The organism is Amycolatopsis sp. Poz14 (genome assembly GCF_006704225.1).
Lineage (GTDB): Bacteria > Actinomycetota > Actinomycetes > Mycobacteriales > Pseudonocardiaceae > Amycolatopsis > Amycolatopsis nivea.
This window is the reverse complement of the sequence record NZ_JACLHD010000001.1, coordinates 1,691,557-1,707,126: the sequence shown is the minus strand read 5'-3', so window position 1 is coordinate 1,707,126 and position 15,570 is coordinate 1,691,557. Positions and strand designations below refer to the sequence as shown.

The 15,570-nt window shown below is 69.1% G+C and carries 15 protein-coding genes; 6 read left to right on the top strand and 9 right to left on the bottom strand.

Features of this window, described 5'->3' with window-relative positions:
* Positions 1-265: 265 nt before the first annotated feature.
* The 7 genes from FKO37_RS08495 to FKO37_RS08465 all read right to left on the bottom strand — a co-directional run bounded on the left by FKO37_RS08495 (position 266) and on the right by FKO37_RS08465 (position 7,471).
* Positions 266-1,861: a S1C family serine protease gene (locus tag FKO37_RS08495; protein ID WP_238604168.1), complete on the bottom strand. Its 1,596-nt coding sequence runs from the start codon at positions 1,859-1,861 to the stop codon at positions 266-268.
* Between the two features lie 79 nt (positions 1,862-1,940).
* Entirely contained in the window at positions 1,941-3,011 is a 1,071-nt protein-coding gene (gene galT / locus FKO37_RS08490) for a galactose-1-phosphate uridylyltransferase (RefSeq protein WP_238604167.1), read from the bottom strand.
* Positions 3,008-3,808 carry a DeoR/GlpR family DNA-binding transcription regulator gene (locus FKO37_RS08485; protein WP_238604166.1) on the bottom strand — a complete coding sequence of 267 codons (801 nt, stop codon included), beginning with the start codon at positions 3,806-3,808 and terminating at the stop codon, positions 3,008-3,010. Before FKO37_RS08485 ends, galT begins: the two co-directional genes overlap by 4 nt.
* Before the next feature lie 119 nt (positions 3,809-3,927).
* A complete protein-coding gene (locus FKO37_RS08480) occupies positions 3,928-5,367 on the bottom strand; it encodes a HAMP domain-containing sensor histidine kinase (protein ID WP_134665169.1) in 1,440 nt (479 codons plus the stop codon).
* Positions 5,364-6,056, bottom strand: a complete 693-nt coding sequence (locus FKO37_RS08475) for a response regulator transcription factor (RefSeq protein WP_037811118.1) — start codon at positions 6,054-6,056, stop codon at positions 5,364-5,366. The genes FKO37_RS08480 and FKO37_RS08475 overlap by 4 nt, the downstream gene beginning before the upstream one ends.
* A 131-nt stretch (positions 6,057-6,187) precedes the next feature.
* Positions 6,188-6,808: a trimeric intracellular cation channel family protein gene (locus tag FKO37_RS08470; protein ID WP_134665171.1), complete on the bottom strand. Its 621-nt coding sequence runs from the start codon at positions 6,806-6,808 to the stop codon at positions 6,188-6,190.
* 9 nt (positions 6,809-6,817) lie between these two features.
* On the bottom strand, positions 6,818-7,471 hold the full coding sequence (locus FKO37_RS08465) for a response regulator transcription factor (RefSeq protein WP_009083595.1): 654 nt from the start codon (positions 7,469-7,471) through the stop codon (positions 6,818-6,820).
* A 462-nt stretch (positions 7,472-7,933) separates the two neighbouring features.
* On the opposite strand from FKO37_RS08465, the gene FKO37_RS08460 reads away from it, so the two are divergent.
* Complete coding sequence (locus tag FKO37_RS08460; RefSeq protein WP_238604165.1) at positions 7,934-9,121, top strand: MFS transporter; 1,188 nt, start codon at positions 7,934-7,936, stop codon at positions 9,119-9,121.
* Here FKO37_RS08460 and FKO37_RS08455 read toward each other — a convergent pair.
* Positions 9,087-9,698, bottom strand: coding sequence for a TetR/AcrR family transcriptional regulator (locus FKO37_RS08455; protein WP_238604164.1), 612 nt, complete (start codon positions 9,696-9,698; stop codon positions 9,087-9,089). The genes FKO37_RS08460 and FKO37_RS08455 overlap by 35 nt on opposite strands.
* A gap of 70 nt (positions 9,699-9,768) precedes the next feature.
* Here FKO37_RS08455 and FKO37_RS08450 point away from each other — a divergent pair, with 70 nt between their 5' ends.
* A complete protein-coding gene (locus FKO37_RS08450; protein ID WP_238604163.1) occupies positions 9,769-10,686 on the top strand; it encodes an alpha/beta hydrolase in 918 nt (305 codons plus the stop codon).
* A gap of 116 nt (positions 10,687-10,802) precedes the next feature.
* Here FKO37_RS08450 and FKO37_RS08445 read toward each other — a convergent pair whose 3' ends face one another.
* A complete protein-coding gene (locus tag FKO37_RS08445; protein WP_037811108.1) occupies positions 10,803-11,486 on the bottom strand; it encodes a GntR family transcriptional regulator in 684 nt (227 codons plus the stop codon).
* A gap of 109 nt (positions 11,487-11,595) precedes the next feature.
* Here FKO37_RS08445 and FKO37_RS08440 point away from each other — a divergent pair, with 109 nt between their 5' ends.
* The 4 genes from FKO37_RS08440 to FKO37_RS08425 are packed head-to-tail and all read left to right on the top strand — an operon-like array spanning position 11,596 to position 15,569.
* Complete coding sequence (locus FKO37_RS08440) at positions 11,596-12,429, top strand: fumarylacetoacetate hydrolase family protein (protein ID WP_134729278.1); 834 nt, start codon at positions 11,596-11,598, stop codon at positions 12,427-12,429.
* Positions 12,430-12,442: 13 nt separating this feature from the next.
* Positions 12,443-13,369, top strand: coding sequence for a VOC family protein (locus FKO37_RS08435; protein ID WP_238604162.1), 927 nt, complete (start codon positions 12,443-12,445; stop codon positions 13,367-13,369).
* Positions 13,370-13,386: 17 nt separating this feature from the next.
* Positions 13,387-14,361 (top strand): amidohydrolase family protein, encoded by a 975-nt coding sequence (locus FKO37_RS08430; RefSeq protein WP_238604161.1) that lies wholly within the window; start codon positions 13,387-13,389, stop codon positions 14,359-14,361.
* Positions 14,358-15,569, top strand: a complete 1,212-nt coding sequence (locus FKO37_RS08425; protein WP_238604160.1) for an aromatic acid/H+ symport family MFS transporter — start codon at positions 14,358-14,360, stop codon at positions 15,567-15,569. Before FKO37_RS08430 ends, FKO37_RS08425 begins: the two co-directional genes overlap by 4 nt.
* Position 15,570 lies beyond the last annotated feature (1 nt).

The window sequence follows — 15,570 nt, the reverse complement described above, 5'->3', positions numbered from 1 at the left end:
TTCCCGCGGATTCGGCGTTTGGGACAGCGTGCGCGTGGGCACCTCACCGCACGCGGAGAGGCTCTCCGTGCCGAGTCGGAGGCGGCACGGAGAGCCTCTTCGTGTTTTCGTGTGCGAGCCGGTTTTCGCGCGCTGGGCATGAAAAACGGCCACGCGCGACCGGCTCTTGTGCTCCGGTCGCGCGCGGCCTGCAAAGGTTCGGCCCCAGCGCGGATAGGGGGTCGAGCCGTGGCTGGTCTCGGCCGCGCCTCGGCGGCCGAGCGAACTAGTTGGCCGGTACCGCCTGTCCGCCCAAGGTGACCTGCACCGTGCGTCCGTCGGCGAGGGTGAAGGTGGTCTGGTCGTTCGGGGCGCGGGTGCGGATCGCGGCGACGAGCGTGTTGGCGCTGTCGATGACGCGGTCGTCGATCTTGGTCACCACGTCGCCGGACTTCAGGCCCGCCTTCTCCGCCGGGCTGCCCGGCGTGATGTCGCCGAGCTGAGCGCCGCCCTGGGGCGCGTCGGTGACCTTCGCGCCGATGAACGTCTGGGTCGCGTGCCCGGTCTTGATGATGTCCTGCGCGGTGCGGCGCGCCTGGTCGATCGGGATGGCGAAGCCGATGCCGACGTTGCCGCCCTCGCTGCCGCTGCCCTGGCCGCGGCCCGAGTTCGGGCTGTAGATGGCCGAGTTGATGCCGATGACCTGGCCGTTCATGTTCGACAGCGGACCGCCCGAGTTGCCGGGGTTGATCGCGGCGTCGGTCTGGATCGCGTCCATCACCGTGGTCTGGTCGGTTTCGTCGCCGCCCGCCTGCACCGGGCGGTGCAGCGAGCTGACGATGCCCGAGGTGACCGTGCCGGTCAGCTCGTACGGCGAACCGATGGCCACCACCTGCTGGCCGACCCGCAGGTCGTCGGAGCGGCCCAGTTCGACCGGCTTCAAGTTGCTGACGCCGGACACCTTGACCACGGCGATGTCCGTGGTCGGGTCACGGCCGACAACCTTCGCCGCGGCCTTCTTGCCGTCCTGGAACACGGCCTGGATCTGGCCGCCGTTCGCGGCGACCTGGACGACGTGGTTGTTGGTGAGGATGTAGCCGTCGCTGCTGATCACGAAGCCGGAGCCCTCGCCCGCCGCGGTCCGGCCGGACACCTGCAGCTCGACCACGCTCGGCGACAGCTTCTGCGCCACCGATTCGACCGAGCCGGCCGGCACGTTGCCGGTCTGCTGCGCGGGTTTCGGCGCGTCGAGCGCGCTCACCGACGAACCGGACCCGCCGGTCAGGTACCCGACGGTTCCGCCCGCCACGCCGCCGATCACGAGCGAGATCGCGGCGACGCTCGCGAGGAGCTTGCCCGCCGAACCCTTCTTCTCGCGCTGCGCGGGGACGCCGTACACCGAGGTTCCCGGTGCGCCGTAAGGATTGGCCGGGGCTCCGGCGGGCGGAGTGTGCGTGCCGCCGGGGTATTGGCTGCCGTAAGGCTGCTGCGCGCCGGGGATCGCGCCGCTCTGGGGCGCGCCAGCGTGCGGTGCGGCCGCGCCTTGGGCCGACCACGGATTCGGCGTGCTGCCAGCCGGAGCAGCGGCCCCGTACGTCGGAGCGGCACCGTACTGCCCCGCAGGCGCTCCGTACGCACCGGAAGCGTCGCCGCTCGCCGTGCCAGTGCCGGACGTTCCCGCCGAGCCCTCAGCGGCCGAACCGTACGCGGCGGTCGAACCAGTGGCGCTGGAAGCCGACTGGTTCGCGTCGCCGCCGGAAGCGGGTTGGTCCGGCTGAGCCGGGGTCTGCTGCCAGGCCGCCTGGCCTTCGGCGCCCGGCTGGGCGCCCGGGTCCTGGCGACCCGCCGCGGAGTCGGGCACGTGGGGGTCGTTCTCGGTCATGTCCTCACCTAAGCGGCTGGGCCTGAGAGGTTCCTGAGTCGAACCTGTGTTTCGTAGATGAGTATGCCGCGAGTTCCGGTCAGCCTGCCGAACGAAGCCGTTCCGCGATCTGTTCCGGGGTGGCGTCGTTGATCCAGACCGCCATGCCCGACTCGGATCCGGCCAGGTACTTCAGCTTGTCCTTGGCCCGCAGCACGGAGAACAGCTCCAGATGCAGCCACGACAGCTCGCGGTCCCGCCGCACCGGAGCCTGATGCCAGCCCGCGATGTACGGCAGCGGCCGGTCGTACAGCGCGTCACACCGGCGCAGCACGTCGAGGTACACGCGGGAAAAGTCATCGCGCTCGGCGTCGGTGAGCGACGGGAGGTCCGGTGTCTGCCGGTGCGGCACGATCTGGACGTGCACCGGCCAGCGCGCGGCAGGCGGCACGAACGCCGTCCAGTGCTCGCCGGTCGCGATCACGCGCTCGCCCGATTTCCGTTCCGCCGCCAGCACGTCGCCGAGCACCGAGCCGCCGTGCTCGCGCGCGACCGCCAGCATCCGCTCGGTCTTCGGCGTGACGAACGGGTAGCCGTAGATCTGGCCGTGCGGGTGCGAGAGCGTGACGCCGATTTCTTCGCCGCGGTTCTCGAACGGGAAGACCTGTTCCACGCCAGGCGTCTGCGCGAGCGCGGCCGTGCGGTCAGCCCAGGCGTCCACCACGAGGCGCACCTGTTCCGGAGTCAGCCGGGAGAACGCGCCGTCGTGGTCGCTCGTGAAGCACACGACCTCGCAGCGGCCGAGTCCCGGCGCGGTCGGGACGAGGCCCAATCCGTCCACAGTGGACGGTTCGCCGGTCGCCTGCTGCGAGAACGACGGGAACCGGTTCTCGAAGACGACCACGTCGTAGTCGGCTTCGGGGATTTCGCTCGGCTTGCCCGGCCGGGTCGGGCAGAGCGGGCAGAGGTTGGCGGGCGGCTTGTACGTGCGCGTCTGGCGGTGCGCCGCCATCGCGACCCACTCGCCGGTCAGCGGGTCGCGGCGGATCTCCGAGGCCGCCGCGACCGGCGGCAGGTCCCGGGTGTCCTCGGCGATCCGTTCACGGTCGTCGGTGTGGTCGAAATAAATGATCTCCCGGCCGTCGGCCAGGTGCGCCGCAGTGCGTTTCACGCTTCTTCTGCCTCGAGGTTCTCCGCCGTTTCGGCGATCATGAGTTCTCCGACCCGCTCCGCGAGGTCTTCCCGCGCGCGGTCGTCCAGTCCGTCGTCGGTCACCACGACCTGTGCTTCTTCCAGGTCCGCGATCGTGGAAATGCCGACGGTGCCCCACTTCGTGTGGTCGGCGAGCACCACCAGCCGCCGTCCGGCCTCCACCAGCGCGCGGTCGGTTTCGCTCTCGGTGAGGTTCGGGGTGGTGAACCCGGGCCCCACCGCCATGCCGTGCACGCCGAGGAACACCAAGTCGAGGTGCAGTGTCCGCAGGCTCTGCACGGCGACCGGGCCGACCAGCGCGTCCGAGGGGGTGCGCACCCCGCCGGTGAGGACCACCGTGCGTTCCGGCTGTCCCGCGTTGCGCAGCACATCGGCGACCTGGATCGAGTTGGTGACGATGGTGAGGCCCTCGACGCCGTCGAGCGCGTGCGCGAGCGTCCAGGTGGTGGTGCCCGCGGACAGGCCGATCGCGGTGCCCGGCTTGACGAGGGTGGCCGCCAGTTCGGCGATGGCTTCCTTCTGTGCGCGCTGGCGCACCGATTTCGCCTCGAACCCCGGTTCGTCGGTGCTCTTGCCGACCAGCGACGTCGCGCCGCCGTAGACCTTCTCGACCAGGCCGCGGCCCGCGAGCACGTCGAGGTCCCGGCGGACCGTCATGTCGGAGACGCCGAGCCTCGCGACGAGGTCACTGACCCGGACCGCACCGGTCCGGCGTGCTTCCTCGAGGATCACCGCCTGTCGCTGCCGCGCGAGCACCGCCACTCCCCAAGCACACCCATCAACTGCACAAAATCCTACACGATTCAACATCAGGTGTGCGCGACGTGCAGATCAAGCGTCCCCCTGCCGGGCGACAGCCATGCGTGGCGGGCCGCTCAGGCGACCGGCGCCCCTGGTAGCCGGATGGTGAGCAGAGCGCCGCCTTCCGGTGCCCGGTTGGCGTAAACCGTGCCGCCGTGCCGTTCGGCGGCGTGCTTCACGATCGCCAGCCCGAGGCCGGAACCGGGCAGGGTGCGTGCCTCCGAAGAGCGGTAGAAACGGTCGAACACCTTGGGCAGGTCTTCCTCGGCGATGCCCGGTCCGGAGTCCGCGACCTCGACCACCGCGGTGCCGTCGCCGAGCGGACGCAGCGTGACCCGCACCCGCGAACCCTGCGGCGAGAACTTCACCGCATTGTCCAGCAGGTTCAGCACCGCCCGCTCGAGCGAGCTGTTGTCGCCGGTGAGGACCCACGGCTGCAGCGCGACCTCGAACTCGATCTCGCCCGCCCGCCGGCGCGCCCGGTCGAGCGCGCGCTCGACCACGTCCATCAGGTCGACGCGTTCGGCCTGCTCGCGCGGTTCGTCCTGCCGCGCCAGCTCCACCAGGTCGCCGATGAGCTGGGTCAGCTCGTCGAGCTGGCCGCGAATGTCGGCCTCGATGTCGGCGCGATCTTCGTCCGGCAGCGACGGCGCGCCCGGGCGACTGGCCGACAGCAGCAGTTCCAGGTTGGTGCGCATGGAAGTCAGCGGGGTCCGCAGCTCGTGCCCGGCATCGGCGACCAGTTGCCGCTGCCGTTCCTGCGAGTCCGCGACCGTGCCGAGCATGATGTTGAAGCTGTGCGTGAGCCGGGCGAGTTCGTCATCGCCGCTCACCGGGATCGGGCGCAGGTCGCCGGTCGCGGCTACCCGTTCGGCAGCTGAGGTCAGCCGGTCGACGGGGCGCAATCCGGCGCGCGCGACGGCCGTGCCCGCGCCCGCGGCCACCACGATCCCGGCACCGCCGACGAGGAACAGCACCACGGACAGCTGGTTCAGCGCGCGCATCGTCGGAGCCATCGACTGGGCCAGCACGATCGCCTGCCCGTGCCCGAGCGGCACCGCGACCACGCGCATGCCGGTGGCCGCGTCGGTGCGCAGCGACTGCGGAAGCACGCCGGTCGCGACGCGCATCTCGGACGGGCCGACCGGCGGCCGCGTGCCCGGCTGCGGATAGATCAGGTCGCCGGTGAGGCCGTTGAGCTGGCCGATCTGCAGGTCAGCGCTGGCCAGCAGTGCCCCCGGGACCTCGCGCAACTGGTCGGTCGGCACCTGCGGCGAGTTCGCCGCGGCTTGTGCGCGGGCCAGCAGGTTGTCGTCGAGCTGAGTAAGGAGGTTGTTGCGCACCACGAGGTACGCGCACAGGGACACGAGCGCCACCGCACCCGCGACGCACGCCGCGGCCAGCAGCGTGACGCGGCCGCGCAGCGAGAACCGCCGGGTGGTCCACCGGGTGCCCCGCGGATCCGGGACCTCCCCCTCCGGCGCGGCGTGCGCACCCGCCGGGTAGTCGGTCACGGCGGGGTCTCGCGCAGGACGTACCCCACTCCACGCACCGTGTGGATCAGCCTCGGTTCGTTGTCCGCTTCCGTCTTGCGGCGCAAATAGCCGACGTAGACCTCCAGCGCGTTGCCCGACGTCGGGAAGTCGTAACCCCATACTTCCTCCAGGATCCTTCCGCGGGTCAGCACGTGCTTGGGGTACGAGAGGAACAGCTCGAGCAGCGCGAACTCGGTGCGGGTGAGACTGATCTCGCGACCGCCGCGGCGGACCTCGCGAGTGCCCGGGTCCAGCGTGAGGTCGGCGAACGACAGCACCTCCGACGTCTCGCCCTGCTGAGCGTCCGGCGCGGCGCGGCGCAGCAGGGCGCGCAACCGGGCGAGCAGCTCCTCCAGGGCGAACGGCTTGGGCAGGTAGTCGTCGGCGCCGGCGTCGAGGCCGGAGACCCGGTCGGAGACGGTGTCGCGGGCGGTCAGCACGAGAATCGGCAGGTCGTCGCCGGTGCTGCGGAGCCGGCGGGCCACTTCGAGCCCGTCGAGGCGCGGCATCATCACGTCGAGAACCATCGCGTCCGGACGGTTGGCGAGGATCGTCTCCAACGCCTGCGCACCATCGCTCGCGAGCTCCACGGTGTAGCCGTTGAACTCCAAAGACCGCCTGAGCGATTCACGGACGGCACGGTCGTCGTCCACTACGAGGATGCGCATGCCGTCAGTCTTACGCAGAGTGCTGAGACCCGCCTAAGAACACACGCAGAACACACAAAGAGCATTTCCGGACGACCGCGGACAGGGCGGCACATTCGCACTGGCCGCGCCGGGGGTCGCGGACGCGGAAATCACAACGAGCGCTCTTCCGGCGGCCGGGCGACCGGGGCGTTCCAGTGTCGCCAGAGAGCGAGCACGCGGATCGCGACCACGACCACCGCCGAGACGGTCGTGACCGCGCCGGCCGGGAGGTGCAGCGCGTGCCCCGCCCAGACACACACCGCACCGGTCAGCGCGGCCATCGCGTAGATCTCCTTGCGCAGCACGAGCGGGATCTCCCGCAGCAGCAGGTCGCGGACCGCGCCGCCGCCGATGCCGCTGGTCATGCCGATCAGACACGCGGCGTACCCGGTCGCGCCCGCGTTCAGCGCCAGCGTCGTCCCGGCCGTGGCGAACACTCCGAGCCCGACCGCGTCCGCGAGCAGCACGGCGTGGCGCAGCCGGGCGACCTGCGGGTGGAAGGCGAACACGACCAGAGCTGTCACCGCGCAGACGGCCAGGTACGGCCAGTTGCGCAGGGACGTCGGCGGATGGATGCCGAGGAGCACGTCGCGGATGATGCCGCCGCCGAGTGCCGTGGTCAGGCCGACCACGACGACCCCGAACACGTCCAGCCGCGCCCGGACCGCGGCCAGCGCCCCGGACGCCGCGAACGCCACCAGCCCGAGGAACTCGAGCGCGGTCAGCAGCATGTGCTGGTTCTACTGGTCGAGAAGCCCGCCGCGGTAGGCCAGGAGCGCGGCCTGCACCCGGTTGGCCGCGCCGATCTTCGACAGCACCGCCGAGACGTACCCCTTCACCGTCGCCTCGGACAGGTGCAGCCGCCCGCCGATCTCGGCGTTCGACAGACCCTGCCCGATCAGCGCGACGACCTCGCGTTCGCGTTCGGACAGCGAGGCCAGGAGCTTGCGCGCCGGCTGCGCGGCCCGCTGCTCGTCGCGGTGGCTCTGCACCATGCGCACGGCCACGCCCGGATCGAGGACGGCACCGCCCTTGGCCAGGTCGCGCACGGCCCGCAGCAACGCCGCCGGGTCGATGTCCTTCAGCAGGAAGCCGTTGGCGCCGAGCCGCAGCGCGAGGCTGACGTACTCGTCGATGTCGAAGGTGGTGAGCATGGCGACGGTCGGCGGATCGGGCAGCGCGAGAATGGCCCGGAGCGCGCGAATGCCGTCGTCAGGGGCGCGCATCTTGATGTCGAGCAGCGCGACGTCAGGGTGATAGCGACGGGCGACCTCGACCGCCGATCTGCCGTCGCTCGCCTCGCCCACGATCTCGATGTCCGACGCCCCGGACATCATGGCGCGCAGCCCCGACCGAACTAGTTCCTCGTCGTCGGCGAACATGAGCTTGATCAACGAAGCCCTCCGGCAAACCGTGGGTTGGAGGCGGCTCCCCGCACCCGTTACGGAAGATTACCTACTGTTGTTCACGGTTTCGAAACCAGACACGACCAGGTGACGCGGCTGGTCCACCGGAGCGGCCGAGAACAGCAGTCGACCCGGTTGCTGGTCACCCACTTGAGTGACTTCTTCGGATGGGCGCCGCCGAGTTGCGTAACCGATCCAGAAGGAGCGGAGGTTCATCGGCTGGTTCGGAAGGCTTGCTGGCTGGAGTCCGCGCGAAAATGGTGACCGCCGGACGCGCCGCCGCTGCTATGGTCGCGGCGATGTTCCAGTTCATCGTTCTCTTCAGCTGACGGTCCTGCGACCCGCCCCTCGCAGATCCAGCACCGGCCCGGGCGGGTCTCAACGCGCCGTTTTCGGCGCAGGACCCCGTCAGCCGCGCGCCTCGACTCGCGCTGTGCCCTGGAGAACGACGTGTCACCTGAACACCCTTCCTACTGGACCGCGCTGCGCCAGCCCCACGTGGTGCGCTCCTTCCTGCCGAGCATCCTTGGCCGATCGTCGTTGGCGATGTCCGGGCTCGCGCTCGTGTTCCTCCTCGAATCCGGCAGCGGGTCGTTCGCCGCCGCCGGAGCCGTCACGGCCACGCTGGGAATCGCCAACGTCGTCGCGACACCCTGGCGAGCGCGCGCCGTCGACCGATTCGGCCAGGCAACCGTCTTGTCCACGCTGGGCGCGGTCCACACGATGGCGCTCGTGGTGTTCGCCATGGATCCGGGCGCGCCCTTGCCCTTCTTGCTGGGTCTTGGCGCCGTCGCGGGGTTGTCGCTCCCGCCGTTCGGATCGACGATGCGCGTGGTGTGGTCGGCGGCGCTCGCCAGCGGACCGCTTCGCACTCGAGGACTGAGCCTGGACGCGGTCGCCGAAGAGCTGATTTTCGCGGTCGGGCCGTTGACTTCCGCAATCCTCACCGCGCTCGCGGATCCGGCGCTGGCGCTTTACGTCTCGGCCAGCCTCGTCGCCACGGGGAGCGGCCTTTTCGTGCTCAGCCCGCTGTCCCGGCAACAGCGCGGACACCGCACCAAGCGAACCGCGGAAGCGCCGAAACCGTTGCGGTCGCCCGGTTTTCTCCCGGTGGTGGTCGCCATCATGGCTCCGGGAATCATCCTCGGCGCGGTCGAGATCGTGGCACCGGCCGTGGGCGCGGCCGAGGGTTCCGCAGTTCTGCCCGGCGTCGTCCTGGCCCTGTTCGCAGGGGCGAGCGCGCTCGGCGGTTTGCTGTATGGCCGCCTCAATCCGCGGATGTCGGTCGAACGACAACTGCTCGTTCTCGGCACAGCGCTGATCGGCGTCAGCGCGACCGCTGGGCTCATCGGGTCCACGCCAGTGCTGGTCGTCGGCATCGGCATAGCGGGCGGCTTCATCGCACCGCTGCTCATCGTCGGGTACCTAGCGGCTGACGCGCGCACCGATCCCACCGTGCGGACCGAAGCGAGCAGCTGGATCAACACCGCGGTCAACCTCGGTGCCGCTGCCGGCTCGGGTCTCCTCGGCGCGACGACGGAAACCACGGCACCCGGCACCGCCCTCGCGATCTGCACCGCGGCCGCAGCGGTCGTCTTGCTCGTCAGCGCGCCACGACGCCGTCGCGCAGTGCCGTGAACAGCTGATCGAGACGGACGCGGTGGTTCTTCGCCACCGCGCGGTCCGGCTCGCCCTCGATACGGCGGCGGACGGTTTCCACGAGCACCGCGCTGTAGCCAGCGATAAAGAAGGCCGCGAGCAAAAACCCGTCGCCGTCGAAGGCGGGGTCTTGGGCTAGCTCCTCGGCGAGGACGGACTGGAGTTCGGAACCGATGGCTCGCGCGCGGGCGATCAGGGCGGGGGAACCGGCGACCGTCCAGAAAAACGGTACGGAATTGGCGCTGATCCCGGACAGCGGCGCACAGTCGTCGCACAGGCGGAAGCACAGGTCCTGCAAGGAGGTCAGGATATCGGCGTCCGGCGCGCGGTCTCGGACTGCCGCGCGCAGCAGATCCACGGCGTCGGCCGCTCGGTCCAGGAAGAGGTCTTCCTTTCGCGCGAAGTGGTTGAAGACCGTCACGCTGGAAACCCCGGCCTCCCGCGCGATCTCGGCAACGGTCACGGCTTCGTACCCGCGCTCCACGAACAGCCGGTTCGCGACCGCCAGGATCCGGGCGCGCGTCCGCGGGCCGCCGCGTTCGCTGGTTCTGGGCATCCGGAAACCACTTCCTTGTGTCACTAAATTTAGTTAGTTAAGATACTACCTGGCAGAGGGGAGCCCAGTCATGAGCGAGCGCGTGTTTCCCGCGCCGTCGACGATCAGCGAGCAAGCACGGTCTTGGCTCGCCCTCGACGCCGGTGAGTTGACCTATCCGGCTGCCGACGACACGGATGGCTGGCTCGCGATGGCGGCTCGGGCGAATCAGTCGACAGCCCAGCGGTTTCCGGTCACTGGACTGCCGGTGCACGTCGAGGACTTCGAGGTCGACGGAGCCGCCGGGTACGCCGCGCGGCCGCATGGGGTCGATGACGACGCCGTCTTCCTGTGGATGCATCCCGGCGGCCTCCTGGTCGGCGGCGGGGACGCGTGCCGGGCGACAACGGCCAGGACCGCCTTGTCGACCGGCATGCTCGTGTGGGGCGTGGACTATCGACTGCCGCCGCTCTATCCGCATCCGGCGGCACTGAATGATGCGATGTCCGTGTACCAGCACGCGTTGCGGGAGCGTGATCCGTCGCAGGTGTTCGTCGGCGGCGATTCCGCGGGAGGAAACATCGCGGCCGCGCTTTTGTTGTGCGCCAAGGACGCCGGGTTGCCGATGCCGGCCGCGCTGGTGCTCAACACACCGCAAGTCGACCTGACCGAATCCGGCGACACCTTCCAGACGCTGGACGGTGTCGACAACATCCTCCGCAGTCTGGCTCCCACGAACGCCCTCTACGCAGCGGGTGCCGACCTGCGGGATCCGTACCTGTCCCCGATCTTCGGTGACGTTTCCGGCTTCCCGCGCACCTTCCTCCGGAGCGGTACCCGCGATCTGTTCCTGTCGAACACGGTCCGGATGCATCGGAAATTGCGCGCCGCCGGCGTGGCAGCCGAACTGCACGTGTTCGAGGCGATGCCGCACGGCGGGTTCGGCGGCGACAGCCCGGAGGACTTGGACGCGGCGGCGGAGCAGCGGCGGTTTCTCGCTCGGAGTTGAGAGAACTTGTTTGCCGCAAGACTTTCGAGATCCGATGCCGTCAGGTTATCGCCGGATAGCGAACCAGTCTTGGACGCCAGGTCCGCACGCAGGCAAAACTCGAGGCATGACCACCACTATCCGTCGCCCTCTTCCCGGCTCCGATACCCGTCGAGCAGCAGCTTCGTAGTCAACTCGATGTGGTCCCGCAGGGCCTCGACCGTGCCCGCGACGTCTCGTTCGATCGCGCGTTCGCAGATCAGCCGGTGTTCCGCCGCGACGTCGCGGTGGTTGTCCTCGCTCGAGGCGCGGGCCCAGCACCGGTAGACCTCGGCCGATTCGCGCAGCTGGGTCGCCACCGTGCGCAGGTGCTGGTTCGGGCAGCCCTCCAGCAGGACCTGGTGGAACCGGGCGTGCGCGGACAGCCAGCGCTCGTTGATCGCGTCTGACTCGTCGGCGAACGTGGTGCGGGCGAGATTGTGGTGCGCCGCGAGCAGGTCGGACTCCCATTCGATGGTGCCGTGCGCGAGGGATTCGCGGACCACGTGCGTTTCGACGACCACGCGCGCCTCGGTGAGGTCTTGCAGGGTGTCCGGGGAGACGTCGATGACCCGGAACCCTTGCTGTGGCGCGAAAGTCGCGAGTCCTTGGCCGACCAGCCGGGGCAGCGCTTCGCGCAGGACGCCGCTGCTGGCGTCGTAGTCCCCTTTGAGCGCTTCGACGCGCAGCCGAGTTCCGGGCGCGTGCCGGCCGTTGAGGATGTCGGCGCGAAGACGCAGGTAAACGTCCTCGACGCGGGTCGTGCTGCGAGCGCCAGTCATGTCGCAGATCGTACCTGGTTCCGCATACTCGCCATAATCTCGAGATTTAGTTGACTTATCGAGATTCAGCGGTGTTCACTGGCCGGGAAGCAGCGGAAGGACGCGGAGAATGCAAACGACGACACGGGCCGGCCGGATGTGCCTAGTGCTCAATGACAGGGCGATCGACGTCGAAGGGGCGAGCGGCGGGCGGTTCCCGGCCGATCCGCTCGCGGTTTTCGAGCGCTGGAGCGAGTTCGCGGAGTGGGGGCGGACGACGACCGACGGACCGGCCGCGCCCGAGGGTCTCGCGGGGAGCCCTTCGCCGAAGCCTCGGCAGATCTTCGCCATCGGGCTGAATTACCGCGAGCACGCGCAGGAAGCCGGGCTCGAGCTTCCGGAGTCGCCGGCCACTTTCACGAAGTTCGCCACGTCCCTCACCGGGCCGGACACGGAGCTGAAGCTGCCGAGCGAGTTCGTCGACTGGGAAGCGGAACTCGTGGTGGTGATCGGCCGCCGGGCGGAGAAAACCGCGGCCGAGGACGCCTGGCTGCATGTGGCGGGATTGACCGTGGGACAGGACTTTTCCGAGCGAGTCGTCCAGGCGGCGGGGCCGGTGCCGCAGTTCTCGCTCGGCAAGTCGTTCCCGGGGTTCGCTCCCACCGGGCCGGTGCTGGTGACCGCGGACGAGTTCGCCGACCCCGACGACCTCGCGATCGAGTGCCTGGTCAACGGCGAGAGCGTGCAGAAGGCGCGCACGTCGTCAATGGTCTTCTCGGTCGCCGAACTGATCGCGCGGCTCTCGGCGGTGTGCCCGCTCCTTCCCGGCGACCTGATCTTCACCGGCACGCCCTCGGGGGTCGGGCATTCGCGGTCCCCGCGGCGCTACCTGCGGCCGGGCGACGAGGTCGTCACCCAGATCGAGGGCATCGGACAGCTCCGGCAGACCTGCGTCGCCGGGTGAAGGGAGCGATTCCATGGCACTGCACAGATTGAAGTCGCTGACCGTCGGAGTGCCCGACGTCGCGGGCACCGCCGGCTACTACGCCGACTTCGGGCTCACGCAGCTCACACCGGGCAGGTTCGCCACGGTCGAGGGCGGCGAGCAGTTCGTGCTCGCGCACTCGCATGTCCGCCGCCTGCTGGGTTTGACCGTCGCGGTCGACGACGCCGACGACCTCGCTCGGATCGCCGCCAACCTCGACCGGCTCGGCTTTCCGGTGCAGCGCGAGGCCGACACGCTGCACGCCCGGGAGCCGATCGCGGACATCGCCGTCGAAGCGGTCGTCGCGCCGCGGCTGGTCCGCGCACCGGTGGCGGCGACTCCGTACAACGGGCCTGGCCGGTTGGACCGCGCCAATACTCGCGCGCCCGTGTTGTCGCGGACCGGGCCGGTGCGGCCGCTCGCGCTGGGGCACGTCGTGATCGGGACGGTCGAGCAGGAATCGACCCAGCGGTTCTTCACCGACGGCATCGGGTTCAAGGTCAGCGACGTGGTTCCGGGCCGGGCGGCGTTCCTGCGGTGCTCCACCGATCACCACAACCTGCTGGTGCAGCAGGCTCCGCTCAATTTCCTGCACCACACGTCCTGGCAGGTGTCCGATGTGGACGAAGTCGGCCGCGGAGCGATGGGCATGCTCGCCGAGCATCCGGAACGGCACGTCTGGGGTCTCGGCCGCCACCACATCGGGTCGAATTTCTTCTGGTACCTCAAGGATCCCGCCGGGAACTTCGCCGAGTACTACTCCGACATGGACGCCATCGTCGACGACCAGCTCTGGACGCCGCGGTCGTTCGAGGGCATGCGGTCGCTCTACGAATGGGGCCCGCCGCCCCCGCCGTCGTTCATCAATCCGGAGGACCTGGCGGCGCACATGACCGGCGCGCACGCCGAAGGCAGCTGAGCGGAAAGGCCATCATCTTGCGTTACATCGCCATGGAAGAAGCGTTCGCGCTTCCCGAACTGCAGGCCGGATACCCAGTGCCCAAGACGGAAACCGCCGCGCGGTGGGTCGAGGACTGGGGGAAACGGTTGTGCGACTACACGACATACCGGCTGCCGGAAATGGACGCGAACGGCATCGATGTTCAGGTGCTTTCCCTGACCGCACCCGGTATTCAAGGGCTGACCGATGCCGACCAGGCGGTCAAGGATGCTCGGATCGCCAATGACCATCTAGCCGAAGTAATTGCCGCGCATCCGGATCGGTTCCGCGGCCTGGCCGCGTTGCCGCTCCAGAGTCCGGAGGCGGCGGTGACGGAACTTCACCGCGCCGTCGGTGAACTCGGGCTCAGCGGAGCTCTCGTCAACGACCACACCAACGGCACCTACCTCGACGACCCGCGCTACGAACCGGTGTGGTCCGCCCTCGAAGAACTGAACGTGCCGCTTTACCTTCACCCGGGCGCTCCCCCAGCCGAATCCTGGAACGTACTCGACGGACGCCCCGAACTGCGCGGTCCATTGTGGAGCTGGGCGGCCGAGACAAGCGGACACGCGCTACGGCTGGTTTTCGGCGGCGTCTTCGACCGGCATCCGGGGGCCACTCTCATCCTCGGTCACCTGGGCGAGTTCCTGCCGTTTCAGCTCGCGCGTCTCGATTCGCGCTACGACCGGCAGGAACTCCGGACTCTCGCGCGGAAACCGTCGGAATACTTCGGCGACAACATCCTGATCACCACCAGCGGGGTTTGTTCCCCGGCCGCGCTCGCCGGGGCGGTACTGGCCGTCGGAGCGGACGCGATCATGTTCGCCGTCGACTATCCCTTCGAAGACACTGCAGAGGCCGTCCAGTTCCTCGAGCAAGCACCGATCAGCAACCGCGACCGGGAGAAGATCAGCCACGGCAACGCCGAACGGGTGCTACACCTTTCCACGGACAAGGCGAGCACATGAAGATGCCGTGGCGAGCCATCGCGATCGGGCTGGCCGTCATGACACTGGAGGGATACGACCTCGTCGCTTACGGCGCGACGACGCCCCTGTTGCTCCGCCATCAACCGTGGCAGCTTTCCCTTCCCGAACTAGGCACGTTGGGCAGCCTCACGCCAGTGGGCATGCTTTTCGGCGCACTGCTGGTCGGGCCGCTCACTGATCGGCACGGGCGCCGCCGGACGACTTTGCTCAGCATCGCGATCGTCTCGCTGGGCATGTTCGCTTGTGCGTTCGCGCCCAATCCGGAATTGTTCGGTGCCAGCAGGCTTCTCGTCGGACTGGGAGTCGGCGCGGTCTACCCCGCGATGGGGCCGCTGATCTTCGAACTCGCGCCGCCGAAACGGAAGAACCTCAGTTCGGCAATCGTCCAATGTGGAGTTACCATCGGCGGTTCGCTGGCCGCTGTTGTAGCCGCGGCGTTCCTGAGCGGAGACAACTTCCGGCCCGAGTATCTCGTCGGCGGAGCGGTCGGGTTGCTGCTGGTGCCGATGACTTACCGGTGGCTTCCCGAATCACCGGTCTACCGCCGAGAGCCGACCGGAGCACGCGGTCTGCGCGTCGTGTTGCGCCCGCCGTATACCGGAACGACCGTGCTGTTCTGCGCCATGGTGATCTGTTCGTTCTTGCTCATTTTCGGGATCAACACCTGGTTGCCGCAATTGATGCAGGCCGCGCGGTATCCGCTGGATTCCTCGCTGATGTTCCTGACCCTGGTCAATGTCGGCGCGACGGTCGGCGGTCTCGCGATCGCGGCGCTCGCCGACCGGGCGGGATCGCGAATCCCGATCATCGCCTGTTTTGTCGTTGCCGCAGGAGCTATGGCTGCCTTGAGCGTTCGGTCGCCATTGCCGGTGCTGTCGGTGATCGTGTTGATCGGCGGCGCGGGCGCGTTCGGTGTGCAGGGGCTGATCAACGTGTACGTCGCCCGCACTTATCCAGCGCACGCCCGGGCCAGCGCGATCGGCGTCGCGCTGGGAATCGGCCGGATCGGCGCGATCGCCGGGCCGGTGCTCGGCGGATCGGTCCTTGCCGCCGGGTTCGCTCCACAGTGGAATTTCCTGCTTTTCGCGGTACCGGCGATCCTCGGGGCGATCCTCACTGTCGTCCTCGGAAGTTTCCGCCGCACCGCCGAAACCCCCGCGTCGCAACCGGTCGAAGAACCGGCTTGAA

Excerpts from the sequence above, each read along its gene's own strand:
- FKO37_RS08495 (WP_238604168.1), bottom strand. The coding sequence starts at position 1,861 with ATGACCGAGAACGACCCCCACGTGCCCGACTCCGCGGCGGGTCGCCAG.
- FKO37_RS08475 (WP_037811118.1), bottom strand. The coding sequence starts at position 6,056 with ATGCGCATCCTCGTAGTGGACGACGACCGTGCCGTCCGTGAATCGCTC.
- FKO37_RS08470 (WP_134665171.1), bottom strand. The coding sequence starts at position 6,808 with ATGCTGCTGACCGCGCTCGAGTTCCTCGGGCTGGTGGCGTTCGCGGCG.
- FKO37_RS08455 (WP_238604164.1), bottom strand. The coding sequence starts at position 9,698 with ATGCCCAGAACCAGCGAACGCGGCGGCCCGCGGACGCGCGCCCGGATC.
- FKO37_RS08450 (WP_238604163.1), top strand. The coding sequence starts at position 9,769 with ATGAGCGAGCGCGTGTTTCCCGCGCCGTCGACGATCAGCGAGCAAGCA.
- FKO37_RS08445 (WP_037811108.1), bottom strand. The coding sequence starts at position 11,486 with ATGACTGGCGCTCGCAGCACGACCCGCGTCGAGGACGTTTACCTGCGT.
- FKO37_RS08440 (WP_134729278.1), top strand. The coding sequence starts at position 11,596 with ATGCAAACGACGACACGGGCCGGCCGGATGTGCCTAGTGCTCAATGAC.
- FKO37_RS08435 (WP_238604162.1), top strand. The coding sequence starts at position 12,443 with ATGGCACTGCACAGATTGAAGTCGCTGACCGTCGGAGTGCCCGACGTC.
- FKO37_RS08425 (WP_238604160.1), top strand. The coding sequence starts at position 14,358 with ATGAAGATGCCGTGGCGAGCCATCGCGATCGGGCTGGCCGTCATGACA.